Origin of the sequence: Streptomyces sp. HM190, from assembly GCF_009857135.1 — a bacterium.
Classification (GTDB): domain Bacteria; phylum Actinomycetota; class Actinomycetes; order Streptomycetales; family Streptomycetaceae; genus Streptomyces; species Streptomyces heilongjiangensis.
The window spans coordinates 7,089,173-7,115,307 of record NZ_CP047318.1 but is presented as its reverse complement, the minus strand read 5'-3'; the positions used below and the strand labels follow the sequence as shown (position 1 = coordinate 7,115,307).

Here is a 26,135-nt window from a genome sequence, read left to right as displayed (position 1 = left end):
CGCGGTGGACGACGGAAGGTCCGGGCGGACGTATCAGCGTGCCGTGTGGTGGGCCGAACGGTCCTCACGAAAGGGCAGCGGACCCGGCACACCCGCCTGTGCCGGGTGCGTGGCAGCGGGATCGGGCAGGGTACGGAGTCACGGGCCGGCGCCGACCGCCATCGGGCCCGGATCCCGGACCGTGTTGCACGGCGCCGACGCGTCGAGCCTGCTCTCCCTCGCGTGAGAGGCCGGGGAGTCCCGTGGCGGGTGCGCGTTGGGGCAATGGCCTTGACCGCAGGGTCCTGTGATGCGGCGGCGCTTGATCGCTAGGCTCGGAGCGTGACGGAAGGTACTTTCCTCGTCAAGGAACAGGACGCGGACGAACCAGCGGTCGGCGAAGGCGCGCCGAGTCGTGCCGATCGTGCCGATCGACGTCCGCGCCGACGTGGCCCCGACCCCTTCACGCTCGTCGTCATGCCGAGCCTGGTCGCGGTGGCCGGAGTGTCGACGTTCCTGGCTCTGCGGACCGATCACCTGTCCCCGGGTCCGTCCGGTGGGTCCGGCGTCACGGACACGGTGGGTGGCAAGGTCAACGGCTCCTACGTCCCCTGGCTGCGCGAGGCCACCCACGACTGCCCGGTGGTCACGTCCGCGGTTCTCGCCGCCCAGATCGACCGGCTCTCCGGGTGGAACGACGACACCCCGAGCGTGTCGCGGCAGGGCATCGCGCGCTTCACCGACGCCCAGTGGAAGAAATGGGGCCGCGACGACGACGGCAACGGACGTTCCTCGCCACACGATCCGGTGGACGCGATCATGGCACTGGGCCGACAGGACTGCTCGCTCGTGCGAGAGGTGACCGCCCTCAGGACACGCGGCACCGTCAACGGGGACCTCGTCGACCTGACTCTCGCCGCTCACACCCTGGGTACGGACGCGGTGGCCCGAGCGGGCGGGGTTCCGGCCGCCGCCCGTGATGTCCTCGACGAGGTCGAGGCGCGGCTTGCGCAGTACGAGTCGCTCGTGCGGCAGAACCCCGAAGCGACCGGGGGCCCGACCGCTTCGGCGCTCATGTCCGCTCCCCTTCACACCCCCACCGTCACCTCGGCCTTCGGGACGCGCGAACATCCGCTCACCGGAGTGACCAAGTTGCACACGGGAGCGGATTTCGGCGGGCCGCGAGGGGCGCTGGTGTCCGCCGCGCGCGCCGGCCGGGTGGAGTTCGCCGGAATGACTCCCGCGTATGGAAATCGTGTGGTGATCCACCACGGAACCATCGGGGGCAAACGGCTGGAGACGACCTACAGCCAGCTGTCCGCGGTCCTGGTGACCCCGGGGCAGTCGGTGTCGGTGGGCTCTCCGGTCGGCCGGGTCGGTTCCACGGGCCTGTCCACGGGGCCCCACCTGCACTTCGAGGTTCTCCTGGACGGGCAGTACGTGGACCCGATGCCCTGGCTGCGGGCACCGACCGGGTAGGATCCGGGCCGCTGTCAGGGCAGCCGTACCGTGAACACGGTGCCGTGGGCGGGGCGCTGGTGACGGTCAGCGTGCCTCCGTGCGCCCCGGTGAGCTGGCGTGCGATCGGCAGGCCGAGGCCGCTGCCGCCGATGCTGCGATTGCGGGACTCGTCCGCGCGCCAGAAGCGGTCGAAGACGTGCGGCAGGTGCCCCGGAGCAATCCCGGAACCGGTGTCCGCCACGTCGACGGTCACCGAGGGGCCCTCGCCCCGGGCGCTCAGCGTGATGGTGTCGTCGGCGTGGTGTGACGGACCGCGTTGGAGACGAGGCTGCCGAGTATCTGGCGGAGTCGCACAGGGTCCGCAGACACGTCGGGCGCGTCCCATGCGGCGACCGTGACCGTGACGCCCGATCAGCACAGGAGGAGACAGCCATGCACGCCGACCGGCAGCGGCACGCCGCAGATCCCGCAAGGGCCGAACTGGGCTTCGATGGTCCTCCGACGGTCATCTGCGTCAAGGCCGAGGAGGAGCACATCGAGGCCGTCAGCCAGGTCCTGCCCGCGACGGTCCGTCCGGAGCTGCCCGGCCCGGTCACCGTCAGCCGCCCCTAGGACGCCCTGACCGCCGGACAGCAGACCTGGAGCACCGCCTGCGCGCCTTTCCTGGGACTGGCCCTCGTCGCTCTGCTGGTCGGCGGGGTCGGCAGCGCCGACACCATGGTCATCTCGGTGATCGAACGCCGCCGGGAGATCGGACTGCTGCGGGCTCACTGTGGGATTCGGGAACAGCTTTCTCGTTCAAGCCGGTTGACGGGCATGACTGGCACGCATGGGCCTCTGGCCCACCCCGTAGGCTGAGGCTCCCCGTTGACAGCCATGAGGAGAGACGATGGCGGGCGTACGCGAACTGCCCCCGGACGAGGTCCTGGTACAGCGATTGCGTGACGGTGACGAGCGGACCTTCGCGCTGGTGCTGGACAGTTGGTGCGGTGGCATGTTGCGGGTCGCGATGTCGTTCGTGTCGACGAGGGACTCCGCCGAGGAGGCCGTCCAGGACACCTGGCTGGCGGTCATCAAGGGTATCGGCGACTTCGAGGGGCGCTCGAGTCTGAAGACGTGGGTCTACCGGATACTGGTGAACACCGCCAAGGCGCGCGGCACGAAGGAGAGCAGGACCGTTCCCTTCGGTGATCTCCTGGCGGAGGAGGAGGGCCCGACGGTGGATCCCGCACGGTTCCGCGGCCGTGGTGAGCCGTATGCCGGGCACTGGGCCGTGGGACAGGAGCCGCGCCCCTGGCACTTTCCGGAGGACCATGTGCTGCGTGGTGAGGTCCGCGGTGTGATCGAGGAGGCGATAGACGGGCTTCCGCCCCGCCTGCGCACCGTGATCACGTTGCGCGACGTCGAGGGGTACGGCTCCGAGGAGGTGTGCTCCCTGCTGGAGATCTCGCCCGGGAACCAGCGTGTACTGCTGCATCGGGCAAGGGCCCTGCTGCGCGGCAAGTTGGAGAAGTATCTGTCGGAAACGCATGAGGTCGCTGTCGGGAGGGGGCAAGCGTGAACTGCGACGAGTTCGTGGAGCTGGTGACTGCTTTTCTGGACGGTGCCCTGTCCGAGGAGGACGAGCATCGCTTTGTGGGACACCTGGCCGAGTGCTCCAAGTGCGAGGTGTATCTGGACCAGTTCCGGCAGACGATCGCCACGACGGGCGAGCTGACTCCGCAAGCCATCTCCGACGAGGCCCGGGGCCTGTTGCTCACCGCGTTCCGGGACTGGCGACGGCCGTGAACCGGTCCGGACATCCGTCAGGCCGCCCGGTCCAGTTCGGCCGCGCCGAAGGACACGCTGAAGCGTTCGCACCAGATCGTCACCGTGGAAAACCTTCCGAGGTCGGCGCTCGCCGGGATCGCATAGTTCTGGTTGCCCTCGTTGCCCTTCAGCGAGCCGAGGTCGATGTGCTGACCGCCGTCGAGGTTGCCGCCGTCGCCCTGGACAGGCTGGTCGCTGAGCCATACGTGCAGTGCCGGGCCGTCGGACGTGCGCAGGTCCGACAGACGCAGCGTCCGCGCCCCGTCCGCGGACTCCAGAACCGTCACCGAGCCGCTGGTCTCGTGCCCGTGTGAGACGAACGTACCGCTCAGCGACCGCTCCGCGGCGACGGCGGCCGGCGGTGCCTCGTCCACCCGGACCGTGGTGAACGCCCGCCACGGCTGGAAGAGACAGAGGCCGACGGCCACGGCCACGACGGCCAATGCGGTGATGATCCAGAGGGCAGGGCTGCGGCGCTTGCTGCGGCACATGGGAGTTTCCGTTTCTGTTCGGTGGTCGCTGTGACCCGGCGTCGTGGTCACAGCGCCTTCAGAGACGGAAGGGGCGCCGAACGTTACACACCCACCGAGGAATTCGCCCCCCGAGACATACGCGGAACCCCACGCCGGATCGGCTTGCCACGTTCGGCGGCTTCGGCGCACCGAGTAGGCACAAGCGACGACGCCCCAGCCGTACCGGACTCAACAACCGTGCGCAGAACGGCACTACGGCTGGAATGTTCGCGCCGAGGCGAATGGGGCCGTCTTCCACACCACCCGGTGTGGAAGACGGCCCCATGTCTGTTGGGAGGGGTCAGTCGCAGAGCAGGGCCCACCCGTTGCCGGGGCGCCAGGTCTCCTCGCCGGCGGAGGCTCCACTGCGCTGTGCTCGACTTTGGCACCGTCACCACGGTGCCCAGCACCAGCGGTCGGGCAGCCCACCCACTGCGATGGCGCGGCTCGGGGGCGGTCTGCCGCGCGCGACGATGTCGGGGGCGGGCGAACAAGTGGGGCGGGCGAGGAAGTCGCGGGGGGGCGTGACGGGTCGTGGAGGGCTGGAATCTCGTGGAGCGCTCGGTAGGCGTAGGGGTCTCGGAGTTGGTGGGGCTTCAGAGGGCGTCGGTCGGCCCCAGGCCCGTCAGGGCTCCGACCGGGTCGAGGTCGGGGATGCCTCTCGGCCACCAGTCGTCGTGGCCCGGTTCGGACTCGTAGGCGTACCACAGACCGTCCCGGCCGAGGCGGAGTTGGACGTGGCCGAGGGGGTGGGTGAGGTGGTTGCGCCACGGGCGGAACGGCGGCAGGTCGGCGGCGAGGAGCAGCGGGCGGGCACGGTCGAAGCGGCCCGCCGGCGGGTCCCAGGGCTCCTCCAGGACGACGAGCCCTTCGAGGCCGCCCTGGCGCCAGGCGGCGACGGCGCGGGCCAGGTCGGCCGGGGTACGCCCGGTGGCGGCGGCCAGCGACGAGTACAGGGCGCGGGTGGCGGCGGTCAGACCGGAGCCGGGGCGCGCGGCGGCCAGCCGTACCGCGTCCTGCCAGAGCGTCAGCTCGGCGACCGGGTCCCGCCCGGTGGTGAGCAACGCGTGCGCCCGGGCCGCCGCGTCGGTGGCCAACTGGTCCAGCGCGAGCGGGTCCGGGCCGCCGGGCGCCCCCGGATACACCGGGGGCTGCTCCGGGTGCGGGGGCGGGGACAGCGGGGCGGGCAGCGGCGGAAGCACGCGCGGGGCGAGGGCCTCGCTCGCCCGGACACCGGGGAGTGCCGCGGGCCGCTGCTCCTGCGCGGCACGCGCCGCCCGCGCGGCGTTGCGCCGCGACAGCGCGTCGAGCAACTCCCGCTCGCCCCGGCCGCGCAGAAGCAGCAGGACGAACGGGTCCTCGTCCAGGAGCCGCGCCGTCTGATAGCACAGCGCCGCCGCGTGCTTGCAGGGATGCCCCCGGTCCGGGCAACTGCAGTGGGGCTCCAACTCCCCCGGTCCGGGCAGCAGGCGCGCCCCGCGACAGCTCCGGCCGCCGGACGCGGGCGCGTCACCGGCACCGGCACCGGCACCGGCAAGGGACTGAGGGAGTTCCTTGTCGAGCAGGGCGGCGATGTCGGCGGGACGTTCGGCCGCCGTGTCCAGGAAACGGTCCCATTCGTCGTCGTCCAGCGTCCGCAGCCGGACCTGCACGCGGTAGGGCCGGGGGCGGCTGCCGTGGACGTACGCCAGCACCAGCCCCGGCGTGACCGTGATCGCGTCCACGTGGCCCTTGTCGGCGTACGCCCGCCCCCGCACGAGCCGGGCCGCGTCCAGGGCGCCCTCCTCCAACGCCGTCACCCAGGCGTTCCCCCACCAGCTCTCCGCGAACGCCTCCCCACCGGAGGTCCGGGGCGGGAACGCCCGGAAGGTACGCCGGAGTTCGCCGTCACGGGAGGGAGCTGCCATGGTGCCGGGAACGCGGGGCATGGCGGCGGCACCTGCGGACCGGGGATCACCGGGGTGGTCGACGGCGTGGGAACCATACCGGTCACCGGCCAGGGCTTCGCCTCGGACGGGCGATTCGGCGCGGGCTCGGCTGCGGGCCCGCGGGGCCTCGGCGGAGGTGAGGTCGCGCGTCGGCGCGTGGTCCTCCGTGGGCGGTTCGAAGGCACCCGCGATCACGGCGCGTACGTCCCGGACCGGGCGGGGTCCCTCACCCCGGTCCGCGCTGCGGCCGGGCCCCTCGTGCCTGCCGGTGCGCCGACCGTGGGGCGGGTCCACGGGCGCGGCTCCCTCCACATCGGCATCGGTCCTGGCCATGTCCTCGGCGACGGCCTTCGCTTTCGCATCGGTCTTGGCCGCGGCATCGGTCCTGGCCGCGGACTCCGCGTCGGTCTTCGCCTTCGCATCGGTCTTGGCCGCGGCATCGGCCTTGGCCGTGGACTCCGCCTCGGCCTCCGCACGGGCCCGCTCCGCCGCGCTCCGAGCGGCGCGCAGCGCGGCACGGGCGACGTCACCGGGCCGGGCACCGCCCGATGCGGCAGTCCCAGCAGTCCCACGAGCGCGCGGCGCCTCCGGGGCGCGTGCTGCGCGCTCCGCCTGCGGTTCCTCGGTCGAGGCCGCCACCCCGGCGTCCACGGCCCGCCACAGCGCTGCCCGAGCCGCGTCGCCCGGCCGGGCACTCCGCGCCCCGGCGGCAGCGCTCCCGGCCGACGCTGCCGCCGTGCCGCCGCTCCCCGGCTCCTCCCCGAGGCGGGCCGGCACGGGCCCCGGCGTCCTGGCGTCACCCGTGTCGCCCGTCCCCTCCGCACCCGATGTCTGCGCACCCGGCGTCTCCCCGGCACGGCGCCCCGCCACCGCGCCGCCACCAGTCACCGCGCCCCCGCCGGTCGGCCCCGGTGTGGTCGTGGTCTCCTCCCGGTCCTCGCCGCGCACTGCCCGTGCGCGGGCCGCGCGCAGCGCCTGGCGGGCGGCGTCCGCCGGGCGGGGGGCGGGAGGGCCGGAGGCACTCATGTCGACCTCCGCAGCGAGACGAGGTCGGTCAGTTCGCGGTCGGTGAGTTCCGTGAGGGCCGCCTCGCCGGTGCCGAGGACGGCGTCGGAGAGGGCACGCTTCGCTTCGAGCATCTCGGCGATGCGGTCCTCGACGGTGCCCTCGGTGATGAGGCGGTGGACCTGCACGGGCTGGGTCTGGCCGATGCGGTAGGCGCGGTCGGTGGCCTGTTCCTCGACGGCGGGGTTCCACCAGCGGTCGAAGTGGATGACATGGCCGGCGCGGGTGAGGTTCAGGCCGGTGCCGGCCGCCTTCAGGGAGAGGACCAGGACGGGGGTCGCGCCGCTCTGGAAACGGTCCACCATCTCCTCGCGGTCCTTGACCGGGGTGCCGCCGTGGAGCAGTTCGACGGGGATCGCGCGGGCGGCGAGGTGCGCGGTGATCAGGCGGGCCATGCCGACGTACTGGGTGAAGACGAGGGCCGACCCGTCCTCGGAGAGCAGGGTGTCCAGCAGTTCGTCGAGGAGGGCGAGTTTGCCGGAGCGGGCGGACAGGCGCTCGCCGTGGGTGGTCGGCTCCTCCTTCAGATACAGCGCCGGGTGGTCGCAGATCTGTTTCAGGGCGCCCAGCAGTTTCAGGACCAGGCCGCGGCGGGCGATGCCGTCGGCCGTCTCGATGGCCAGCAGTGACTCGCGGACGACGGCCTCGTAGAGCGCTGCCTGCTCCCGGGTGAGGGGGACGGGGTGGTCGGTCTCGGTCTTGGGCGGGAGTTCGGGGACGATACCGGGGTCGGACTTCTTGCGGCGGAGCAGGAAGGGGCGGACCAGCCGGGCGAGACGGGTCACGGCCTCCTCGTCCTCGCCGTTCTCCACGGCGCGGGCGTGGCGGGAGCGAAAGGACTTCAGGGGGCCGAGGAGGCCGGGGGTGGTCCAGTCGAGGAGGGCCCACAGTTCGGAGAGGTTGTTCTCCACGGGGGTGCCGGTGAGGGCGACCCGGGCGGGTGTCGGGATGGTGCGCAGGGCCTTCGCCGTCGCCGAGTAGGGGTTCTTCACGTGCTGGGCCTCGTCGGCGACGACCATACCCCATCGCTGCTCGGCGAGTCGGGGTGCCGTCGAGCGCATCGTGCCGTAGGTGGTGAGGACGAAGCCGGGGCCGAGGTCGTCCAGGGTGCGGTCGGGGCCGTGGAAGCGGCGGACGGGCACGCCGGGGGCGAAGCGGGTGATCTCGCGCTGCCAGTTGCCCAGCAGGGAGGCGGGGCAGACGACGAGGGTGGGTTCGGTGCGGGCCCGGCGCAGGTGCAGGGCGATGACCGTGACGGTCTTGCCGAGGCCCATGTCGTCGGCGAGGCACCCGCCGAGGCCGAGGGAGGTCATGAGGTCCAGCCAGGCCAGCCCCCGGAGTTGGTAGTCGCGGAGGGTGGCCGCGAGGCCCGGGGGCGGTTCGACCGGGGCGACACCGGCGGTCAGCCGGTCGCGGAGCGCGGCCAGCGCGCCCACCGGGACCGCCTCCACGGTCTCGCCGTCCACGTCGGCCGTGCCGGTGAGGGCCGCGGACAGGGCGTCCACCGGGTCGAGCAGGCCCAGTTCACGGCGGCGGGCCTTGCGGACGAGAGCGGGGTCGACGAGGACCCACTGGTCGCGCAGGCGGACGACCGGGCGGTGGGCCTCGGCCAGGGCGTCCATCTCGGCGTCGGTGAGCGGGTCGCCGCCGAGCGCCAACTGCCAGCGGAAGCTGAGCAGTTCCTCGCTCTCGAAGAAGCCCGTGCCGTCCGTGGCCGAGCCGGGGGCCGGGCGGACCTCGGCGCGGGCGCTCAGGTCCTGGGCGAGGTCGCGGGGCCAGTGCACGGCGACCCCGGCCGCGGCCAGCCGGGTCGCGGCCACGCCGAGGAGGTCGGACAGTTCCTCCTCGCAGAGCGCGAGGACGTCGGGGACGTCCCGGTCGGCGAGGCGGTCCAGGGGAGGCCAGACGCGGGCCGCGCGACGCACGGCGAGGGCGGCGTCCACCCGTGCGCGGGGCCCGAACGCCTCGTCGGCGTCGCCCGCCCACAGCGCCGCCGCGTCGACGACCAGGGTGGGGTCGGCGAGGCTGTGCACCTGGACGACGGCCGCTCCGGCCCGGCGGCCACCCTCGCTGTCGTCGAACAGGTCGTACGCCGACAGGTCCAGGCGCAGGGAGATCCGTACGCCCGCGTCCAGGCCGGCGGCGACCTCGGCGGCCCAGTCGCGGGCGCCGGGAAGCCGCTGGCCGGTGCTCGCCGCGAAGGGTGTGCCGGAGACGTACGGCGCGGCCGGGCCGCGGGGCAGGGTGTCGGCGACGGCGTCCAGGAAGGACCGGATCAGCGCTTCCGGGTCGGGCAGCCGGAGAGGGCCCTTGCCGGGCAACGGGACCGCGTGGCCCTCGTACGGCAGCGCGGCGGCGACGGCCCTGAGGTGGGCGATGTCACCGGGGTCGAGGGGGCCGGCCCGCCAGGCGTCGAACCCGTCGGCGGTGAGCCCCGGCAGGAGGCGCCCCCGGGCCACGAGCCGCAGCGCGTGCAGGGCGGCGGCACCCCAGCAGGCCGTGGCGGGGTGGGCCGCGGGATCGCGGCGGGCCCGGGAGAGCAGGGGCAGGGCCTCGGCGACGGACAGGGACAGCGCGGGGGCGGTGCCCCTGCGGACGCCGGTGGCGCCGTGCCGCCGGACGACGGTGAGGTCCTCGGTGCGGCCCGGCGGCGGTGTGTCGCTGTCGGGGTCCCAGAAGGCGACCCGGCCGTGGCGGGGCAGGGGCGCCGGCAGGAAGACGGCGGCCAGCCGCACCGGGACGGTGCGGGGGTCGGTGGCGGCCGGTGTCGTGAGCACGGCCGCGTCGGCAGCGCGGACGGTCCCGTCGGCCTCGGGAACAGCCGTGTCCCTCATGTGTCCGGTCACCTCCCCGCCCATGGTCGGATGAGCCGTCCCCGGCTCCGATCAGCTGTCTCCGACTCTACGGGCGGGGTCTGACATTCGGTCCCGCCGACCGTGCGCGAGCCCGCTCGGACCCCGGATACGTGCAGGTCAAGGCACGGTTCGGGACACCAGGTACACCATCGGATGCTCCGGGTCGGACCGGTTCACGACGATGTCGTGGGTGGGCGCGGGACTCTTCTGCTTGTTGACGAGGCCGTACCAGGGGCCGGGGCCGCCGAAGTCCCATCCCACGATCCGCCGGTCGCGGGCGTGGACGGCCATCTCGCCCTCCTTCAGCGCCGCCGTGCGCGTGCCGATCTGGTCGAGGAAGCGTTCGAGGCCCTCGTTGCTCGTGTAGAACTGCACGTACAGGCGGCTGGTGCGCCAGTTGTTCGTCTCGTAGTAGGCGACGTGCTTCGAGTACGGCGGGATCGGGACCTGGTAGAGGCGCTGCTGGAGCCGTGAGGGCCAGTGCGCGGTGAGGCCGGTCGCCGAGTACTTCTCCTCCTTGTCCTTGCCGCTGTCCCGGCTCTGGTTCGCGGAGATCACCAGGTAGCCGGCGGGGACACCGATGAGCAGCACGATGATCGCCAGGGTGAGCGCGCGCCGGCGGATCCTGTGGCGGCGGTCCTCGGCGGGCTGCCCGGGTTCCTCGGGTGAGGTGCCCTGGCGGGGCACGGAGGCGGTCACGCGGTGTCCTGGGTGGTGCGGCGGCCCTCCACGTAGCGCGCGTACCGCTCGTACCGCTCGACGCGGCGGCGGTTGGCGCGGCGGAAGCGGCGGGCCACGAGACGGGCGAGGTCGGCGGCGCCCACCATGCCGGCCTCGGGGCCGAGCTGGGCGCGGGCGATGCGGGCCTCGGGGCGGTAGCCGCGGCCGGTGAGGTGGCGGCGGAAGGCGTCGCGGGCGGGGCCGATGAGGAGGTCGTCGGCGGCCGAGACTCCGCCGCCGATGACGAAGCAGGACGGGTCGAGGGCGGCGGCTAGGTTGGCGATGCCGACGCCGAGCCACTGGCCGATGTCCTGGAGCAGTTCGATGCACATCGCGTCGCCCTCGCGGGCCAGCTCGGTGATCATCGGCCCGGTGATGTCGCCGATGTTGCCCTTGACGTGCTCGATGATCCCGTACGCGACCGGGGAGTCCGCGGCGGCCAGCTCGCGGGCCTCTCTGACCAGCGCGTTCCCGGAGCTGTACTGCTCCCAGCAACCGCGGTTGCCGCACGGGCAGCGGTGACCGCCGGGCACGACCTGCATATGGCCGAACTCCCCGGCGACGCCGAACTTGCCGCGCTTGACCTGGCCGTCCTCCAGGATCGCGCCGCCGATGCCGGTGCCGAGTGTGATCATGACCAGGTGGTCCTCGTCACGGCCGGCGCCGAAGCGCCACTCGGCCCAGGCGGCGGCGTTGGCGTCGTTGTCGACCAGCACGGGCACGGCGAGGCGGCCCGCGAGCCGGTCGCGCAGCGGTTCGTTGCGCCAGGACAGGTGCGGGGCGAACAGCACACGGTTGCGGTCCGCGTCGACCCACCCGGCGGCGCCGATGCCGACGGCGTGCACGTCGTGCCGGTCGGAGAGGTCCAGCACCAGCTCCACGATCGTGTCCTCGACGACCTGGGGGCTCTTGGACTTGTCCGGGGTCTCCGTGCGGAGCTTCTCCAGGATGTTGCCGTCGGCGTCCACGACGCCCGCCATCACCTTCGTACCGCCGATGTCGATGCCGACGGTGGGGACGCGGGGCGCCGTCAGGTGCGAGCGGCGCTCGCGCGTGCCGACGGTACGCAGGACGGTGGCCCGCGCGGAGCCGCGGTGGGTGAAGTCGCGGTAAGTGCTCATCGGGCCGATTCTGCCTTAGCGCTCCGCTCGGTGCGGCGTGGGGGCGGGGGGTGCCGCCTCTTTGTTTCTCGGGTGCGGGTGTGCGGGGACCGGGGAGGGAACCGGCACCGGGCCCCCACCCCGGCGGACGCTACGCCCTCACCAGCAGCTGGAAGTCGAAGGAGTAGCGGGAGGCCCGGTAGACGTGGGTGCCGTACTCGACCGCCCTGCCCGTGTCGTCGAACGTGGTGCGCTGCATGGTCAGCAGGGGCGCGCCCTCGGGTTCGGTCAGGCGTTCGCCTTCCGCGGCGGTGGCGGCGCGGGCGCCGATGGTCTGGCGGGCACTGTGCAGGGTGATGCCCGCGGAGCGCATCAGCCGGTACAGGCCCGTCGACTCCAACTGGGGGGAGTCGAGGTCCAGCAGGCCGGTCGGGAGGTAGTTGCAGAGGGCGGCCATGGGCTCGCCGTGGGCCAGACGGAGTCGCTCGATGCGGTGGACCTCCGCGCCCTCGGGGACGGCGAGGGCGGCGGCGACCTCGGCGGAGGCGGGGACCGTGGTGTTGAGGAGGACCCGGGTCTCGGGTCGCTGGCCGGCGGCCTCCAGGTCGTCGTAGAGGCTGCTCAGCTCCAGGGGGCGCTTGACCTGGCTGTGGACGACCTGCGTGCCCACGCCGCGGCGGCGGACGAGGAGGCCCTTGTCGACGAGGGACTGGATGGCCTGGCGGACGGTCGGGCGGGACAGGCCGAGGCGGGCGGCCAGCTCGATCTCGTTGCCCAGCAGGCTGCCCGGGGTCAGCTCGCCGTGCTCGATCGCGGCCTCCAGTTGCTGCGACAGCTGGAAGTAGAGCGGGACCGGGCTGCTGCGGTCGACGCTGAGCTGGAGCGACACGGTCGGATCCACTTCTGGTTTCGGCACGGCCCGAGCGTAGCCCCGGCGCAGGATGACGGGAAGCCGCGTCGTTCGGTTGTCCGGACAAAGCATTGACACGGTGGCGGGTGCGACCGCACTTTGTTTCCCATGCGCATCGGACTCATCGGAGCGGGTCGAATCGGGACGATTCACGCGGCCGCGCTCAGCCGTCACCGGGATGTCGGCTCCCTGATCGTCACGGACGTCGACCCGGCTCGGGCCCATGACCTCGCGGACCGCCTGGGCGAGACGGTCGCACCGGGAGTGGACGAGATCTTCACCTGGGGGGTGGACGCGGTGGTCATCACGACCGCCACGTCGGCCCACGGCGAACTGATCGGTCGGGCAGCACGCTCGGGTCTCCCGGTGTTCTGCGAGAAGCCCGTCGCCGTGGACCTGCAGGGCACCTTAAACGCGCTCGCCGAGGTCGACGCCGCCGGAACCGTGCTGCAGATGGGCTTCCAGCGACGCTTCGACTCCGGCTACGTCACCGCCCGTGCGGCCGTGCGCTCGGGCCGGCTGGGACGGTTGCACACCGTGCGGGCGCTGAGCGCCGACCGGACACCACCGCCCGCCGGGTACCTGCCGCTGTCCGGGGGCATCTTCCGGGACTGCATGATCCACGACCTGGACGCCGTGCGCTGGGTGACGGGACGCGAGGTCGTCACCGTGTACGCCACGGGGTCGGACGCCGGGCACCCGATGTTCCGGGAGGCGCACGACATGGACACGGCGGCGGCGGTGCTGACGCTGGAGGACGGCACCCTCGCCACGGCGACGGCGGCGCGGGTGAACGGGGCGGGCTACGACGTCCGCATGGAGCTGGCCGGGGAGCTGGACACCGTGGTGGTCGGGCTGGACGACCGTACGCCGGTCGCGTCCACCGAGCCGGCCGGGCCGCCGCCCGCCGACAAGCCGTGGACCGGTTTCCTGGAACGTTTCGCCGCCGCGTACGAGGCCGAGGTCGCCGCGTTCGTCGAGGTGGTGCGCGGCGAGCGGGCCAACCCCTGCGACGGCCGCGAGGCACTGCAGGCGCTGCGGGTCGCCGAGGCGTGCGAGCTGTCGCGCCGGGAGCACCGGCCGGTGAACCTGGGCGAGATCCCGGGTGGTCGCGACTGAGTCGCCCCCGGTGGGTCACACGAGGAGGCGTACCGCCGGGGTCCGGGTGTCGGTGGCCAGGATCTGGTCGCAGTCGTCGCAGCGGAGGTCCCACGGGCGGCTCACGTTGGTCTGGATGCCGGACGTGCCGGACTCCCCGGTCTCGTGGCAGTAGGAGCCGAGGTGCAGCCGCACCCAGGGGTGGCTGGTCGGGGCAGCGGAGCGGCGGCCGTCGCGGCCGTCCTCGAAGGGCACCCACCAGAAGTCGACCAGGATCCGCACCGCGAGCCGTTCGTCGCCGGAGGTGCTGTCGAAGGCGGTGATGCGGGCCGGCGCGTGATGCCGGCCCAGGCCGCTGCGGGTGCCGGAGCACCGGGCCTTCTCGGCTCCGCGCTCGAAGAACGTGGTGCGGCCGAGCCGCTCGCAGACGAAGCAGTCCAGGCTGAACTCCAGGGTGGGCCCCCAGTACAGCTGATGGCTCTCCTTGCCGCCCGGTGGGAGGGTGAGGGCCGCCGTGATCTCCGCGGTGCGCAGCATGGTCGGGTTCTCCTGCGGGGCTCGGGGGCGGCGTGCGCGGGCGGTGAGAGCGTACTCACCAGCGGACCGGGAGGCTGCGTACGCCACGTATCAGCATGCCCGGCAGCCAGGGGCCCGGCTGGCCGTCCGCGGCGAGGTCGGGGCAGCGGTCGAGGAGGGTGCGCAGGGCGACGCGCGCCTCCAGCCGGGCCAGGGGCGCGCCCAGGCAGTAGTGGATGCCGTGCCCGAAGGCGAGGTGGCCGCGGGTGTCGCGGTGGATGTCGAAGCGGTCGGCGGCGGGACAGCGGCTGTCGTCGCGGTCGGCGGCGGCCAGACCCACCAGCACGGAATCGCCCGCCGCGATGGGGGTGCCGGCGATGACGAGCGGCTCGGCGGCGAAGCGGAACGTCGCGTTCTCCACGGGGCCCTCGTAGCGCAGGGTCTCCTCGACGACCGCGTCCACGAGACTCGTGTCGGCCCGGACCTCGGCGAGTTGGCCGGGGTGGGCGAGCAGGGTGTGCACGGCGTTGGTGATCAGGTTGACGGTGGTCTCGTGGCCGGCGATGAGCAGGATGAAGGCCATGCCGCGCAGTTCGTCCGGCGAGAGCCGGTCGCCGTCCTCGTCGGTCGTGCGGATCAGCGCGCTCAGCAGGTCGTCGGCGGGCGGCGAACACCGCTTGTCCTCGATCAACTCGCCCAGATAGGCGGCGAGTCGGACGAAGGCGTCGTACTCGCTCTCCGCGCTGGTGGGGGCCACGGTCTGGGTCGACATCTCGCGGAAGGCGGCGCGGTCGAGCTCGGGTACGCCGAGCAGTTCGCAGATGACGGTGAGCGGCAGCGGGTAGGCGAAGGACTCCACCAGGTCGGCGCGCCCGCGCGGCAGCATCGTGTCGAGCAGGTCGTCGGTGATCTGCTGGATCCGGGGCCGTAGCCGTTCCACCCGGCGGGCGGTGAACTCGCGGGTGATGAGCCCTCGCAGCCGGGTGTGCTGCGGCGGGTCGGAGACCAGCAGGTACTTGCCGATCAGCTCCTCGTCGAGGAAGGTGACCCCGATCTTCGAGGCGTCCTTCGACAGCCGGGGGTCGGCGAGCGCCGCCCGCGCCTCCTCGTACCCCACGACCAGCCATGTCTCATGCTGCGCGTCGGGCACGGGCAGCCGCACCCGGTGCACCGGACCGAGCGCGCGCAGCTCGGCGTACACGGGGTGCGGGTTCTCGGTGAACCGGGCCCCGTACCGCGTCAGATCGATCACATGCGTGTTCCTCATGATTCCCCCTCACCCGCACAACGCACGGGCCCCCGCGGGAGTGCCCGCGGGGAGCAACGGAACACCCTCCCGCCGCTGGACGGCCGCCTGGCAGGAGTCCCGCGGCGGACGGAGACGGGCGGGGACGGGTGGCTCGGCCGACGCCCCGGTCGGCCGGCACCAGTGCCGCGGCAGGCAACGCTTGCCCGTCGAGGAGCGGCGTTTGGTGCGTGCTCCCGGCGTGCCGGGCGCACGTCCTCGTACGGGATGCACTCGGGCTTGTGCCCGGTGCGGCGAGAGTGCGTGCCGGGCGTCACGACGGGGCGAACGTTGGCTGATGCGGCACTAGCGTCCGTCCTCGTCCAGCAGGCCCGCGTCGTACGTCACCAGGGCGATCTGTACGCGGTTGTTGAGGCCGAGCTTGGTGAGGATGCGGGAGACGTGGGTCTTGACGGTGGCCACGCTCAGGAAGAGTGCGGAGGCGATCTCGGCGTTGGTGGCGCCCCGGCCGACCGCGACGGCGACCTCGCGTTCCCGGTCGTTGAGGGCGGCGATCCGGGAACGGGCCGTCGTGCGGCGGGTGTCGGGGACGGCGCCCGCGACGTGCTCCATCAGCCGGCGGGTGACGGCGGGTGACAGGACGGGGTCCCCGGCGGCGACCCGGCGTACCGCCGCGACGATCTCGGCGGGCGGGGTGTCCTTCAGGACGAACCCGGCGGCGCCCGCGCGCAGCGCCCGCAGTACCTGGTCGTCGGCGTGGAACGTGGTGAGGACGACGACCTGCGGGGCGTCCGCGCGCCGGCGGAGCCGTTCGGTGGCCGAGAGACCGTCGACGGTGGGCATCCGGATGTCCATGAGGACCACGTCGGGACGGGTGCGGTCGACCAGGGCTTCCACCTCGCCGCCGTCGGCGGCCTCGCCCACGATCTCGATGTCGTCGGCCCCGCCCAGCATGAGGGAGAGCCCGGCCCGGACGAGGGGGTCGTCGTCGACGAGCAGCAGTCGGATGGGGGTCATCGGCCCACCGTTCGGATGTCGGTCATGGCCCCACCGTAATGACGGACCGTCACGGACAGCCGTCTTCCGCCGCGCCGACCCGTTAGTGTCGGCCGGTACGGCATTCAACTGACGGAGGTTGTGGGTGCGTTACCGACTCCTTGGCCGGACCGGACTCCGGGTCTCCGAGTTGTTCCTCGGCGCGATGACGTTCGGTGAGCAGGGCGGGGTGGGGGCGCCCCGGGCGGAGTGCGCGCGCATCCTCGACGCGTACGCCGGGGCCGGCGGCAACGTGATCGACACGGCCGTCAACTACCGGGGCGGGGAGAGCGAACGCATCGTCGGCGAGCTGCTCAAGGGGCAGCGGGACCGTTTCGTGCTGTCCACCAAGTACACCGTCTCGCGTGACGGCACCGACCCCAACGCGGCGGGCAACCACCGCAAGAACCTGGCCCTGTCGCTGGAGACCAGCCTGCGGCGCCTGGGGACCGACTACATCGACCTGTACTGGGTGCACATCTGGGACCGGAACACCCCGGTCGAGGAGACGATGCGCGCGCTGGACGACGCCGTACGGTCCGGGAAGGTGCTGTACGTCGGCATCTCGGACGCCCCGGCGTGGGTGGTGGCCCGGGCCAACACCCTGGCGGAGTGGCGGGGTTGGTCCCCGCTGTCGGCGCTCCAGGTGCCGTACAGCCTGCTCAACCGGGACATCGAGCGTGAACTTCTGCCGATGGCGGAGGCGTTCGGGATGTCGGTCGCGGCGTGGAGCCCGCTGCAGAACGGCATCCTGTCCGGCAAGTACACGCGGGCGGGCGGACCGGCGCCGGGTACGGCGACCCGGCTGTCCGCGGAGACCATCGGTCGGCGGGAGCGCGCGGTGGCGCAGGCCGTGCAGTCCGCCGCGGACGAACTCGGTGCCACTCCCGCGCAGGTCGCCATCGCCTGGACCATGGCCCACTCCCCCGCCGTCCATCCCGTCCTGGGCGCCCGCCGCGCCGAACAGCTCGCGGAGAACCTGGGCGCGGTCCGGCTGGTCCTGCCGGAAGAGGTCCTGGTCCGCCTGGAGGACACGACCGGCTTCCGCCTCGGCTTCCCCGGCGACTTCATCGACGAGGCGTCGGCCTGGGTGTACGGATCGGCGGGCCAACGGGTGGTGCCGCGGGAGTGAGCGGCGCGCCCCATGCCCCGGGGCGCGCCCGGTCAGCGGGTGCGGACGGGTCGGGGTTGTCCGCGTCCACGCGGCGGGGCCCGCTTGTGTCGCGGCCCTCGCGCCCCCCGCGCTACGAGGCGCCCCCCACCCCCACCCCGTACCGGCACGCTGCTGTCCCTCCCGGGGCGCCCGGTGTCGATCGAGTCGACAGGCCATCATGGTGGACGGCCCGCCGTCCACGCACGCCGGCTCGTTCGCTCAGTCCCAGGGCAGCCAGGCCCGCACCTCGAAGCCGCCGTCCGCCTCGGGGCCGTGCTCCAGGCGGCCGCCGGCGAGGGTGGCCCGCTCGGTCAGCCCGATCAGCCCCTGTCCGGAGCCGGGGACGGGCGGGACCTCCCCCGGCGGCTCGGGATTGCGGACGCGAATGGTGAGTCCCTCGCGCGGGGCGCCCGAGACCGTGACGGTGACCTCGGCGCCGGGTGCGTGCTTGCGGGCGTTGGTGAGGCACTCCTGGGCGATGCGGTACGCGGTGCGCCCGAGGGATGCGGGGACGGCGGCGGGGTCGGTGACGTGGTGGTCGAGGACGACCTTCATGCCGGCCACGCGGGACTCGGCGACGAGTCCGTCCAGCGCGGCGAGCGTCGGCTGGGGTCGCCCTGCGTCGTCGGAGTCGCCCGCGCGCAGCACGCCGATGATCTCCCGCAGGTCCTGGAGCGCCTCGTGGGCGCTCTCCCGGATGACGCCTGCCGCGCGGACGATCTCCGCGCGGGGCGCGTCGGGCCGGAACTCCAGGGCTCCCGCGTGCACGCTGAGCAGGGTCAGCCGGTGGGCGAGGACGTCGTGCATCTCGCGGGCGATGGCCTCGCGGGCCAGTCGCTGCGCCTGTTCGGCCCGCAGGGCCGCCTCGGTCTCGGCGCGCCGGGCGCGGTCGCGGAAGCTGAGCATGAGCTGTCGCTTGGAGCGCACGAACATGCCCCAGCCGACGGTGGCGCCGGTGAGCACGACGGAGAGGAAGACCGACCAGGGGTAGGAGAGGTCCGGGTCGGGGCGCAGCCAGTAGAAGAGCGGGTTCAGCAGCAGGGAGAGGCCGCCCACCCAGGCCACGTACCGGAAGGGCCGGTGGACGGTGAGGGTGAAGAGGGCGACCACGCCGGCCCCGCCGGCGGTGGCGGACACGAAGCAGACGGGGACCATCGCGACGGCGAGCCCGGTCGGCCAGCGACGGCGCAGCCAGAGCGCGGCGCAGGCGAGCGCGCCGAGCACCTGGTCGAGGACGGCGTAGCCGTCGGGGAGGCCGGCCTCCTTGTTCACCGTGTCCAGGGCGAGGAGACCGATGCCCACGGCGAGCAGGAAGCAGGTGAAGTCGACGACCCAGTCGCGTGCGGTGCGCCGGGGCCGCCGTCGCGGACGCCCGCTTCCGGGATCCTGGGCGGGGTCGAGGACGGCGGACGGCAGCAGCCAGCGCCGCCCGGGGAAGGCCGGTGGTTCGGGCACCGGCTGGTCACCACTCACGGTCGACAAATCTACGCAGGGTCGGGCCCTCGTCGGCGCCCTCCGCCCCGGATCGCGACCAAAGTCGTGATCTCGTCGACTTTCGGTGGTCCGCAGCCGTACGGGTCGCTACCGACGTCGGCCGGGCATCGCCTCGCGGCCGATGGGCGGGAGGGGCCGGCGGCGCAGAGGATCCCCGCCATGAAGAAGCTGTTGGAGTTCCTCGGGTTCCTCGCCCTGCTGCAGGGCTCGGGCGGTCTGGTGTACGAACTCACCGGGAAGCTGAGGTGGGGGGTGATCCAGCGGTGGGCCGTCCTGGACGGCTACGAGCTGTACGTGAGCATCGCGCTGATCGTGCTGGGGCTCGCGCTGTTCGCGGCGGCCGGCAGCCGGAAGCCCGGGTGACCCGGCCCGTCGGGCCGTCCGTTCCGGTGGGGGGAGGACATGGGGCCCGACGGGTGACCCGGTGGCGGTCAGCAGCCGTGACCGACCACGTCGGAGGACGCCCGTGGTGGTCGGCGGTGCAGTAGTCCTCCTGGTGCTGCTGCCCGGTGACGAGGCGACGGGCGCCGCGGGCCGAGGAGCCGGGCGTCCTCGGCCCGGCACCAGGGCGCTCTCGGGTACGACGCCCCCTCAGGGGTCCTGCGGTCCGACGCTCCCTCAGGCGTCCTCCGGCAGGGCGAAGCTGCCGTAGGAGGGGCGCCCCTCCCGCTCGTACGTCTGGATCGAGACGCCCTTGCCGGTGATCCGGCCCCCCGCGTGCCGGAAGGCCGTCGGTACGGCGCCCTCCCGGAACAGCCGGAATCCGGAGCCGAGCGCCACCGGGAAGGTGAGCAGGTGCAGGGTGTCGAGGAGACCGAGGTCGATCAGGGAACCGACCAGCGCGCCGCTGCCGTGCACCTGGAGTTCGCCGTCGGTGCGTTGCTTGAGGGCGGTGACCTGGTCCGCGAGGTCGCCGTCGATGACCGTGGTTCCGGTCCACTCGGGGTCGGTGAGGGTCGTGGAGGCGACGTACTTCGGCAGCGTGTTCAGCTTGCCGGCTACGGGGTCGGCCGGGTCGGTCACGTGCGGCCAGTACGAGGCGAAGATGTCGTACGTCCGGCGGCCGAGGAGGAACGCGCCGACCCTGCCGAAGCTCTCGGAGACGAACGTCCCGAAGTCGTCGTCGGCGTACGGAAAGCTCCAGCCGCCGTGCTCGAAGCCGCCGCGGGTGTCCTCCTCGGGGCCTCCCGGGGCCTGGTAGACGCCGTCGAGGGTGACGAACACGGTCGAGACGAGCTTGCCCATGGCGATCGCCTGCTTCCTGGTGCGGGATCTGTTGTCATCACCTCAGACCCCGCGGGGGCCCGCAACTCATCGGTGCGGCCGGACGGGTGCGGTCAGGCGCCCAGTTCCTGGAAGCGTGCCGCCAGCCTCGTCCTGCCCTCGTCCGTGAGGGAGCCGTGGAGGCGCAGGCGGGAGATGCCGCCGTCCGGGTAGATGTCGATGCGGGCGTGGGTGGCGACCGCGGGCTCGGGGAGGACGAAGCGGTGGTTGGTGTCGGGCTGGAGGCGGGTGCGCGGGAGGACCTGCGTCCAGGTGCCGTCCTCGCCGTCGCGGACCGAGACACCGGCCCAGCCCGCCGCGTTGCCCTTCAGATACGCCGTGTCGATCTCCAGGGCCCGGATCTCGGACTGCGCGGCCAGGCGGTAGCGGATCCAGTCGTTGCCCTGGTCACGGCGGCGGCGGGTCTCCCAGCACTCGTGCATGACCCGGGCGCGGCCGGGCTGGATGGTGTTGGTGGCCGGTGAGTAGAAGAGGTTGGAGGCGTTCTCCGCCAGGCCGCCGTTCTCCAGGGCGACCACGTCGAAGGTGCCGAGGACGTCCAGCCACGCCGGGTCGGGGACGACCTCGCCGTACACCCGCAGGCGGGCGATGCCGCCGTCGGGATGCTGGTTGACGCGCAGGTGGGTGAAGCGCTGTTCGACGGAGACGGCGAAACCGTTCGCCGCGTGACCGCCGACGGGGGTGCGCGGCACGAGGGTCGTCCACTTCACGTCCGCGGCGAGGAGCTCCTCGGGCGACGGGGTGCCCGGCACCGAGGTGGCCTCGACCGAGACCGCCTGCGGGTAGTTGCCGCGGAAGTGCGCGGTGTCGACCACGATGCCCCGGACGACGCCGGGCGCGCCCAGGCGGACCAGCGCCCAGTCGTGGTCCTCGGCGGCCGGCCAGGGGTGGTCGGCCGAGGAGCCCCGGCGGCGCCGGGTCTCCCAGCCGTCCATGATCTTGCCCTTGTGCCCGAAGTGCTCCGGGTCGAACTCGGCCCGTTCCGGCAGCAGCAGGTTCTCCCGCTGGGCGAAGAACTCGTCGTTGGCGGCGATGACACCGGCGCCGAGCCGGCGGTCGGCGAGGTCGGCGTAGTGGGTGAAGGGGAGGTCGGCGGTGCGGTAGTCCGCGTACGGGTCACCTCCGCCGTACGGGTTCGCGTCGCCGGTGAAGTGCACGATCGCCGTCACGATGATCAGGTCTGCCTTTCGGTGGTGGGCCGCCGTGGGCGGGGGGATCGGGGGGTGCGGGTGAGGAGCCGTCCCTTCGGTGCGGTGAACTCGCCGTCGGCGACGATGCGTTCGCCGCGCAGCCAGGTGGACCTGACGACGCCGTACAGCGTCCTGCCCGCGTAGGCCGTCACCCGGTTGCGGTGCTGGAGGGCGGCCGGGTCGACGGTGAACGTCTCGTCCGGGGCGAGCACCGCGAAGTCGGCGTCGCGGCCGGCCTCGATGGCGCCCTTGTGGTCGAGGCCGACGAGGGCGGCCGTGCGGGTCGACATCCAGCGGACCACGTCCTCCAGACCGTGGCCACGTCTGCGGGCCTCCGTCCAGACCGCGGCGAGGCTCAGCTGGAGGCCGGAGATGCCGCCCCAGGCGGTGGCGAAGTCGTCGGTCTTCAGGTCGGCCGTGGACGGGGAGTGGTCGGTGACCACACAGTCGATCGTGCCGTCGGCGAGCGCCTGCCACAGCAGGTCCTGGTTGGCGGACTCGCGGATCGGCGGGCAGCACTTGAACTCGCTGGCTCCGTCCGGGACCTCCTCGGCGGTCAGCGTGAGGTAGTGCGGGCAGGTCTCCACGGTGATCCGTACGCCCTCGGCCCTGGCGGCGGCGATCAGCGGCAGCGCGTCACCGGAGGACAGGTGGAGCACGTGCACGCGGGCGTCGAGCCGGCGGGCCTGGTCGATGAGGGCCGCGATGGCGCTGTCCTCGGCGCCGCGCGGGCGGGAGGCGAGGAAGTCGGCGTACCGGGGGCCGCCGCGCCGGGGGGCGGCGTCGAGGTGGTGCGGGTCCTCGGCGTGCACGACGAGCAGTCCGCCGAAGCCCGCGATCTCCGCGAGGGAGTGGGCGAGCCGCTCCTGGTCGAGGTGCGGGAACTCCTCGACGCCGGACGGGGACAGGAACGCCTTGAAGCCGAAGACACCGGCGTCGTGCAGCGGGCGCAGGTCCTTGACGTTGTCGGGCAGCGCCCCGCCCCAGAAGCCGACGTCGACGTGCGCCTTGTCGGCGGCGACCCGCTGCTTGGTGCGCAGGTGGTCGACGGTCGTGGTGGGCGGCAGGGAGTTGAGGGGCATGTCGACGAGGGTGGTGATGCCGCCGGCGGCCGCGGCGCGCGTCGCGGTCCAGAAGCCCTCCCAGTGGGTACGGCCCGGATCGTTGATGTGCACATGAGTGTCGACCAGGCCCGGCAGCAGGACGTCGTCGCCGAGGTCCTCCAGGCGGGCACCGGGGGGCAGGTCGGCGTCGTACGGGAGGACGGCCGTGATGCGGCCGTCCGCGACCGCGACCGCGGCGGGGCGCGATCCCTCGGGCGTGACGACCCGCGTCGAGCGCAGCACCAGTTCAGCGTCGGACACCCGGACCCCTCTCGTCCTGCCGTCGTCTCCCTTCCGCGTCCGCGGGGTTTACTTCCGCGTAACGGAATTCAACGTTCTGTTGAAGGAGTCTTCACTCCAGTTCGATCCCCGTCAAGAGCCCCCTCCCCCACTCTGCGCCCCACCGACCCCCTCTGGACATTTTCACTTCCTGGAAGGATCATTCCGCCAGGCAGAACATAGTGACGCGCCAGCGAGCAGTCAACGAACTGCCCGGTAGGCTGCGACTTCGCATGCCTTCGTGAAAGGACCCGCGCCGTGCCGACGTCCAGCGCCAGCACCACCGACTCCTCCAGGTCGTCCTCGTCCAGCGGCGGCGTCCAGTCCCTCGAGCGCGCTTTCGACCTGCTGGAGCGGATGGCGGACGCCGGCGGCGAGGTCGGCCTCAGCGAGCTGTCCGCGAGCAGCGGGCTGCCCCTGCCCACGATCCACCGGCTGATGCGCACCCTGGTGGTCTGCGGCTACGTGCGCCAGCAGCCCAACCGGCGCTACGCCCTCGGCCCGCGGCTGATCCGCCTCGGCGAGTCGGCGTCCCGGCTGCTCGGCACCTGGGCCCGCCCGTACCTGGCGCGGCTGGTCGAGGAGACGGGCGAGACGGCGAACATGGCGCTGCTCGACGGCGACGAGATCGTGTACGTGGCGCAGGTGCCGTCCAAGCACTCCATGCGGATGTTCACCGAGGTCGGCCGCCGGGTGCTGCCCCACTCCACGGGCGTCGGCAAGGCGCTGCTCGCCGACCTGCCCGCCGACGAGGTCCGGGCCCTGCTGTCCCGTACGGGGATGCCCGCCGCGACGGAGAAGACGATCACGACACCCGACGGTTTCCTCGCCGCGCTCGCCGAGGTGCGCGCCCTGGGGTACGCCGTCGACGACAACGAGCAGGAGATCGGCGTCCGCTGCCTCGCCGTCTCCGTCCCCGACTCGCCCACCGCGGCGGCCATCTCCATCTCCGGGCCCGCGGGCCGCGTCACCGAGGCGGCGACGGAACGGATCGTGCCGGTGCTGCAGCAGGTGGCGGCGGAGCTGTCGGAGGCGCTGGCCGGCACGGGGAGTTGAGGGCCAGGCCCGCGGTCCGCCCGTCAACGCGTTCCTGACGTCCGGTGCCGTGAAAACCGTTGTTCCGTGGCCGGGGTGCGGTGATAGACACCCGATGTGGCCATGACACTTGAGTTCTGCGACCTGCTGCGGCTGATCGACGAGCGGTCGATCGCGTTCCGGGACACGGTCGCCTCCGCGCCCGACCTGGACGCCCGCGTGCCGACCTGCCCCGAGTGGACGCTGTTCGACCTGGCGCAGCACCTGGGCGGAGGCGACCGCTTCTGGGCCGCCGTCGTCACCGCGGGACCCGCCGACGGTCCGCCGGCCAAGGCCGTCGCCGAGCGGGCCGCGCTGACCGCGCCCCGGGAGCGCGAGGCCCTGTCGGCCTGGCTGGCCGAGTCGACGGAGATGCTGCTGGGGGCGCTGCGGGAGGCCGGCCCGGCCGAGGGCTGCTGGACGTGGTGGAGCGCGTCGCAGTCGCCGCGGAACTCCGGTGCCGTCGCCCGGCACCGGGTCCAGGAGACGGCCGTGCACACCTATGACGTCCAGGTCTCCCTGGGTGCCGCGAAGCCGCTGCCGGACGAGGTGGCGCCGGACGGTGTGGACGAGTTCCTGTCCACCTGCTGCGCGACGACGGCCGCCTGGCCGCACCGGCCGACCGCCTTCGACTTCCACGCCACCGAGGGCCCCTCCTGGCGCCTCACGGTCGACGGGGACGGCGCACGCTCCCGCCGCCTGGCCGCCACCGGCGAGGACCCGGACACGGCCGGCGTCTCCGTCCGGGCCACGGTCAGTGACCTGATCCTCTTCCTCTACGACCGCATCCCGGCGGACTCCTTGCGGATCGACGGGGACGCGGCGCTGTTCGACCTGCTCCGCGCCTGGGAGCCGGAGGAATAGGCGCAGCAGGCGCGGCAGAGGATCAGGAGGGAGGAGCGGCGGGGACGGTCGCCGAAAGGCCCCGGTCAGCGGCGGGGTGGTTCCCCGAAGAGGTCCACCGCCGTGCGCACCTCCGCCAGGCCTCTCGACAGCGCGCTGACCGAACCGATCGCCCCGGCGATCAGCAGCAGGGACCGCCGCAGAAGCGGCACCTCGGGGATGCCGCTCACGACCATCGCCGCGAGCGCGGCCAACTCGTCCTCCGCTATCCCCCGGTCCGGGAACTCGGCGGGATGCGCGGCGAGTTCACGACGCAATCGGGACACGGCGGTCCTCAGTTCCGCCACCCTCGCGTCCTCGCCCCTGCCGGTCACTGGCCTCTGCCCCAAGCTCCGCAACCCAGCTCTCCCCCCTCACGCGCACCGCCACGCGTGAGCACCGGCCGCACCCCGTCGCACGACCGGCCTCCCCTGGCGTCGGTCGACCGCCCGGGGTGGCGCGGGCCAGTAAACGCCAACGGTGTGGCGAGCGCCACACCGAGGACCGAAAATCAGCCCCAGGGATTCCCCAACCGACGAACACTCCCCGGCACCCCGGATCATGGGCACGCGCACTCCGGATCGCGGGGACGTGCACGCAGGGATCACGGGCACGCACACGCCCGGATCACGGGCACGCACACGCCGGTTCGGGTATGCAGGGCACATGACGCACGACCACGAGCAGCCCGCAGGCCGGGACGACGCACGGGCCGCAGGCCGGGGCGACCGCCGGACGGGAGAGCGGGGCGACCGGCCGGCCGCGGGCCCGGGCGACCGGCAGACCGGGCGCGACGGAGTCCCCCCGGCCACCGGTCAGGGCGGTCAGGGCAACGGGCAGTCGTCGCGGGTCGCCGCCCTTCTGCTCGCCGCCGGTGGGGGGCGGCGCCTGGGCGGTCGGCCCAAGGCTTTGCTGTCACATCGAGGGCGCCCCCTGGTCGAACACGCGGTCGCGGCGCTGCGGGCGGCCGGCTGCACACGGATCCACGTGGTGCTCGGCGCGGAGGCGGCGACCGTACGCGCCCGGGCCGAACTGCCCGGCTGCGTCCTGGTGGACAACCCGCAGTGGGCCGACGGCATGGGTTCGTCGCTGCGGGCCGGACTGGAGTCGCTCGCCGGGACGGGCGCCGAGGCGGCGCTGGTGTCGCTCGTGGACCAGCCGGGCATCGGGCCCAGGGCCGTGTCCCGGGTGCTCGCCGCGTACGAGCCGGCCGGCGCCGACAGGGCGCTCGTGGCCGCCGCCTACGACGGGGAGCGCGGCCACCCCGTCCTGTTCGGCGCCGCGCACTGGGCGGGCATCGCGGCCACCGCCACCGGCGACCGGGGGGCACGCGCCTATCTGAAGGCACACGCCGAGGAGATCACGCTCGTCGAGTGCGGGGACGTGGCGCGGCCGTACGACATCGACACCGAGGCCGACCTCGCCCACCTCGAATGAGTGGC

General features: G+C 73.2%; 24 protein-coding genes and 1 pseudogene. 10 read left to right on the top strand and 15 right to left on the bottom strand.

Annotated features, from left to right (window positions below; genetic code table 11):
- The first annotated feature begins 321 nt into the window (after positions 1-321).
- Entirely contained in the window at positions 322-1,458 is a 1,137-nt protein-coding gene (locus GSY65_RS30430) for a M23 family metallopeptidase (protein WP_159774627.1), read from the top strand.
- Positions 1,459-1,475: 17 nt separating this feature from the next.
- On the opposite strand, the pseudogene GSY65_RS30425 reads toward GSY65_RS30430, so the two are convergent.
- A pseudogene (locus GSY65_RS30425) lies at positions 1,476-1,845 on the bottom strand (sensor histidine kinase); the annotation flags it as partial.
- 27 nt (positions 1,846-1,872) lie between these two features.
- On the opposite strand from GSY65_RS30425, the gene GSY65_RS34775 reads away from it, so the two are divergent.
- From GSY65_RS34775 to GSY65_RS30410, 3 genes are all read left to right on the top strand, one after another.
- Positions 1,873-2,052, top strand: a complete 180-nt coding sequence (locus GSY65_RS34775) for a hypothetical protein (protein ID WP_201452720.1) — start codon at positions 1,873-1,875, stop codon at positions 2,050-2,052.
- Positions 2,053-2,329: 277 nt separating this feature from the next.
- Positions 2,330-3,001: an RNA polymerase sigma factor gene (locus GSY65_RS30415; RefSeq protein ID WP_159774625.1), complete on the top strand. Its 672-nt coding sequence runs from the start codon at positions 2,330-2,332 to the stop codon at positions 2,999-3,001.
- Complete coding sequence (locus GSY65_RS30410) at positions 2,998-3,228, top strand: anti-sigma factor family protein (protein ID WP_159774623.1); 231 nt, start codon at positions 2,998-3,000, stop codon at positions 3,226-3,228. Before GSY65_RS30415 ends, GSY65_RS30410 begins: the two co-directional genes overlap by 4 nt.
- Positions 3,229-3,245: 17 nt before the next feature.
- Here GSY65_RS30410 and GSY65_RS30405 read toward each other — a convergent pair whose 3' ends face one another.
- The 6 genes from GSY65_RS30405 to GSY65_RS30380 form a co-directional block, all read right to left on the bottom strand.
- The gene (locus GSY65_RS30405) at positions 3,246-3,740 is read right to left on the bottom strand and encodes a DM13 domain-containing protein (RefSeq protein ID WP_159774621.1); all 495 of its coding nucleotides are present in this window, start codon (positions 3,738-3,740) and stop codon (positions 3,246-3,248) included.
- A 617-nt stretch (positions 3,741-4,357) separates the two neighbouring features.
- Complete coding sequence (locus GSY65_RS30400) at positions 4,358-6,715, bottom strand: SWIM zinc finger family protein (RefSeq protein WP_236580123.1); 2,358 nt, start codon at positions 6,713-6,715, stop codon at positions 4,358-4,360.
- Positions 6,712-9,588 (bottom strand): DEAD/DEAH box helicase, encoded by a 2,877-nt coding sequence (locus GSY65_RS30395; protein ID WP_236580122.1) that lies wholly within the window; start codon positions 9,586-9,588, stop codon positions 6,712-6,714. Before GSY65_RS30395 ends, GSY65_RS30400 begins: the two co-directional genes overlap by 4 nt.
- A gap of 138 nt (positions 9,589-9,726) precedes the next feature.
- The gene (locus GSY65_RS30390; RefSeq protein WP_159774619.1) at positions 9,727-10,308 is read right to left on the bottom strand and encodes a sugar kinase; all 582 of its coding nucleotides are present in this window, start codon (positions 10,306-10,308) and stop codon (positions 9,727-9,729) included.
- Positions 10,305-11,450, bottom strand: coding sequence for an ROK family glucokinase (locus GSY65_RS30385; protein ID WP_159774617.1), 1,146 nt, complete (start codon positions 11,448-11,450; stop codon positions 10,305-10,307). The genes GSY65_RS30390 and GSY65_RS30385 overlap by 4 nt, the downstream gene beginning before the upstream one ends.
- A 130-nt stretch (positions 11,451-11,580) precedes the next feature.
- Positions 11,581-12,318 carry a GntR family transcriptional regulator gene (locus tag GSY65_RS30380; protein ID WP_201452856.1) on the bottom strand — a complete coding sequence of 246 codons (738 nt, stop codon included), beginning with the start codon at positions 12,316-12,318 and terminating at the stop codon, positions 11,581-11,583.
- Between the two features lie 129 nt (positions 12,319-12,447).
- Here GSY65_RS30380 and GSY65_RS30375 point away from each other — a divergent pair, with 129 nt between their 5' ends.
- Entirely contained in the window at positions 12,448-13,458 is a 1,011-nt protein-coding gene (locus GSY65_RS30375) for a Gfo/Idh/MocA family protein (protein ID WP_159774615.1), read from the top strand.
- Positions 13,459-13,473: 15 nt separating this feature from the next.
- Here the strand turns inward: GSY65_RS30375 and GSY65_RS30370 are convergent, their stop codons facing one another.
- The 3 genes from GSY65_RS30370 to GSY65_RS30360 form a co-directional block, all read right to left on the bottom strand.
- The gene (locus tag GSY65_RS30370) at positions 13,474-13,974 is read right to left on the bottom strand and encodes a hypothetical protein (protein ID WP_159774613.1); all 501 of its coding nucleotides are present in this window, start codon (positions 13,972-13,974) and stop codon (positions 13,474-13,476) included.
- Between the two features lie 55 nt (positions 13,975-14,029).
- Complete coding sequence (locus tag GSY65_RS30365) at positions 14,030-15,220, bottom strand: cytochrome P450 family protein (RefSeq protein ID WP_159774611.1); 1,191 nt, start codon at positions 15,218-15,220, stop codon at positions 14,030-14,032.
- Between the two features lie 324 nt (positions 15,221-15,544).
- Positions 15,545-16,216, bottom strand: coding sequence for a response regulator (locus GSY65_RS30360; RefSeq protein ID WP_159774609.1), 672 nt, complete (start codon positions 16,214-16,216; stop codon positions 15,545-15,547).
- Between the two features lie 124 nt (positions 16,217-16,340).
- Here GSY65_RS30360 and GSY65_RS30355 point away from each other — a divergent pair, with 124 nt between their 5' ends.
- A complete protein-coding gene (locus GSY65_RS30355) occupies positions 16,341-17,366 on the top strand; it encodes an aldo/keto reductase (protein WP_159774607.1) in 1,026 nt (341 codons plus the stop codon).
- A 240-nt stretch (positions 17,367-17,606) separates the two neighbouring features.
- On the opposite strand, the gene GSY65_RS30350 is transcribed toward GSY65_RS30355, so the two are convergent.
- Positions 17,607-18,860 (bottom strand): sensor histidine kinase, encoded by a 1,254-nt coding sequence (locus tag GSY65_RS30350; protein WP_201452719.1) that lies wholly within the window; start codon positions 18,858-18,860, stop codon positions 17,607-17,609.
- 180 nt (positions 18,861-19,040) lie between these two features.
- On the opposite strand from GSY65_RS30350, the gene GSY65_RS30345 reads away from it, so the two are divergent.
- Positions 19,041-19,244, top strand: coding sequence for a hypothetical protein (locus GSY65_RS30345; protein WP_159774603.1), 204 nt, complete (start codon positions 19,041-19,043; stop codon positions 19,242-19,244).
- Between the two features lie 255 nt (positions 19,245-19,499).
- Here the strand turns inward: GSY65_RS30345 and GSY65_RS30340 are convergent, their stop codons facing one another.
- The 3 genes from GSY65_RS30340 to allB all read right to left on the bottom strand — a co-directional run bounded on the left by GSY65_RS30340 (position 19,500) and on the right by allB (position 22,719).
- Positions 19,500-20,126 carry a dihydrofolate reductase family protein gene (locus GSY65_RS30340; RefSeq protein ID WP_159774601.1) on the bottom strand — a complete coding sequence of 209 codons (627 nt, stop codon included), beginning with the start codon at positions 20,124-20,126 and terminating at the stop codon, positions 19,500-19,502.
- A gap of 92 nt (positions 20,127-20,218) precedes the next feature.
- Complete coding sequence (gene alc / locus GSY65_RS30335) at positions 20,219-21,334, bottom strand: allantoicase (protein ID WP_159774599.1); 1,116 nt, start codon at positions 21,332-21,334, stop codon at positions 20,219-20,221.
- A 5-nt stretch (positions 21,335-21,339) separates the two neighbouring features.
- Positions 21,340-22,719 (bottom strand): allantoinase AllB, encoded by a 1,380-nt coding sequence (allB, locus tag GSY65_RS30330; protein WP_159774597.1) that lies wholly within the window; start codon positions 22,717-22,719, stop codon positions 21,340-21,342.
- Between the two features lie 276 nt (positions 22,720-22,995).
- On the opposite strand from allB, the gene GSY65_RS30325 reads away from it, so the two are divergent.
- A complete protein-coding gene (locus tag GSY65_RS30325; protein WP_159774595.1) occupies positions 22,996-23,793 on the top strand; it encodes an IclR family transcriptional regulator in 798 nt (265 codons plus the stop codon).
- A gap of 102 nt (positions 23,794-23,895) precedes the next feature.
- The gene (locus GSY65_RS30320) at positions 23,896-24,675 is read left to right on the top strand and encodes a maleylpyruvate isomerase family mycothiol-dependent enzyme (protein WP_159776546.1); all 780 of its coding nucleotides are present in this window, start codon (positions 23,896-23,898) and stop codon (positions 24,673-24,675) included.
- Between the two features lie 65 nt (positions 24,676-24,740).
- On the opposite strand, the gene GSY65_RS30315 is transcribed toward GSY65_RS30320, so the two are convergent.
- Positions 24,741-25,028 (bottom strand): DUF5955 family protein, encoded by a 288-nt coding sequence (locus GSY65_RS30315; protein WP_159776544.1) that lies wholly within the window; start codon positions 25,026-25,028, stop codon positions 24,741-24,743.
- A 526-nt stretch (positions 25,029-25,554) separates the two neighbouring features.
- On the opposite strand from GSY65_RS30315, the gene GSY65_RS30310 reads away from it, so the two are divergent.
- Positions 25,555-26,130 carry a nucleotidyltransferase family protein gene (locus GSY65_RS30310; protein ID WP_201452855.1) on the top strand — a complete coding sequence of 192 codons (576 nt, stop codon included), beginning with the start codon at positions 25,555-25,557 and terminating at the stop codon, positions 26,128-26,130.
- Positions 26,131-26,135: the final 5 nt, after the last annotated feature.

What these genes read in the sequence shown, in the direction of transcription:
- GSY65_RS30415 (WP_159774625.1), top strand. Translation starts at nt 2,330, where the DNA reads ATGGCGGGCGTACGCGAACTGCCCCCGGACGAGGTCCTGGTACAGCGA.
- GSY65_RS30400 (WP_236580123.1), bottom strand. Translation starts at nt 6,715, where the DNA reads ATGAGTGCCTCCGGCCCTCCCGCCCCCCGCCCGGCGGACGCCGCCCGC.
- GSY65_RS30365 (WP_159774611.1), bottom strand. Translation starts at nt 15,220, where the DNA reads ATGAGGAACACGCATGTGATCGATCTGACGCGGTACGGGGCCCGGTTC.
- GSY65_RS30385 (WP_159774617.1), bottom strand. Translation starts at nt 11,450, where the DNA reads ATGAGCACTTACCGCGACTTCACCCACCGCGGCTCCGCGCGGGCCACC.
- GSY65_RS30345 (WP_159774603.1), top strand. Translation starts at nt 19,041, where the DNA reads ATGAAGAAGCTGTTGGAGTTCCTCGGGTTCCTCGCCCTGCTGCAGGGC.
- GSY65_RS30340 (WP_159774601.1), bottom strand. Translation starts at nt 20,126, where the DNA reads ATGGGCAAGCTCGTCTCGACCGTGTTCGTCACCCTCGACGGCGTCTAC.
- GSY65_RS30375 (WP_159774615.1), top strand. Translation starts at nt 12,448, where the DNA reads ATGCGCATCGGACTCATCGGAGCGGGTCGAATCGGGACGATTCACGCG.
- GSY65_RS30370 (WP_159774613.1), bottom strand. Translation starts at nt 13,974, where the DNA reads ATGCTGCGCACCGCGGAGATCACGGCGGCCCTCACCCTCCCACCGGGC.
- GSY65_RS30395 (WP_236580122.1), bottom strand. Translation starts at nt 9,588, where the DNA reads ATGAGGGACACGGCTGTTCCCGAGGCCGACGGGACCGTCCGCGCTGCC.
- GSY65_RS30405 (WP_159774621.1), bottom strand. Translation starts at nt 3,740, where the DNA reads ATGTGCCGCAGCAAGCGCCGCAGCCCTGCCCTCTGGATCATCACCGCA.
- GSY65_RS30360 (WP_159774609.1), bottom strand. Translation starts at nt 16,216, where the DNA reads ATGACCCCCATCCGACTGCTGCTCGTCGACGACGACCCCCTCGTCCGG.
- GSY65_RS30320 (WP_159776546.1), top strand. Translation starts at nt 23,896, where the DNA reads ATGACACTTGAGTTCTGCGACCTGCTGCGGCTGATCGACGAGCGGTCG.
- GSY65_RS34775 (WP_201452720.1), top strand. Translation starts at nt 1,873, where the DNA reads ATGCACGCCGACCGGCAGCGGCACGCCGCAGATCCCGCAAGGGCCGAA.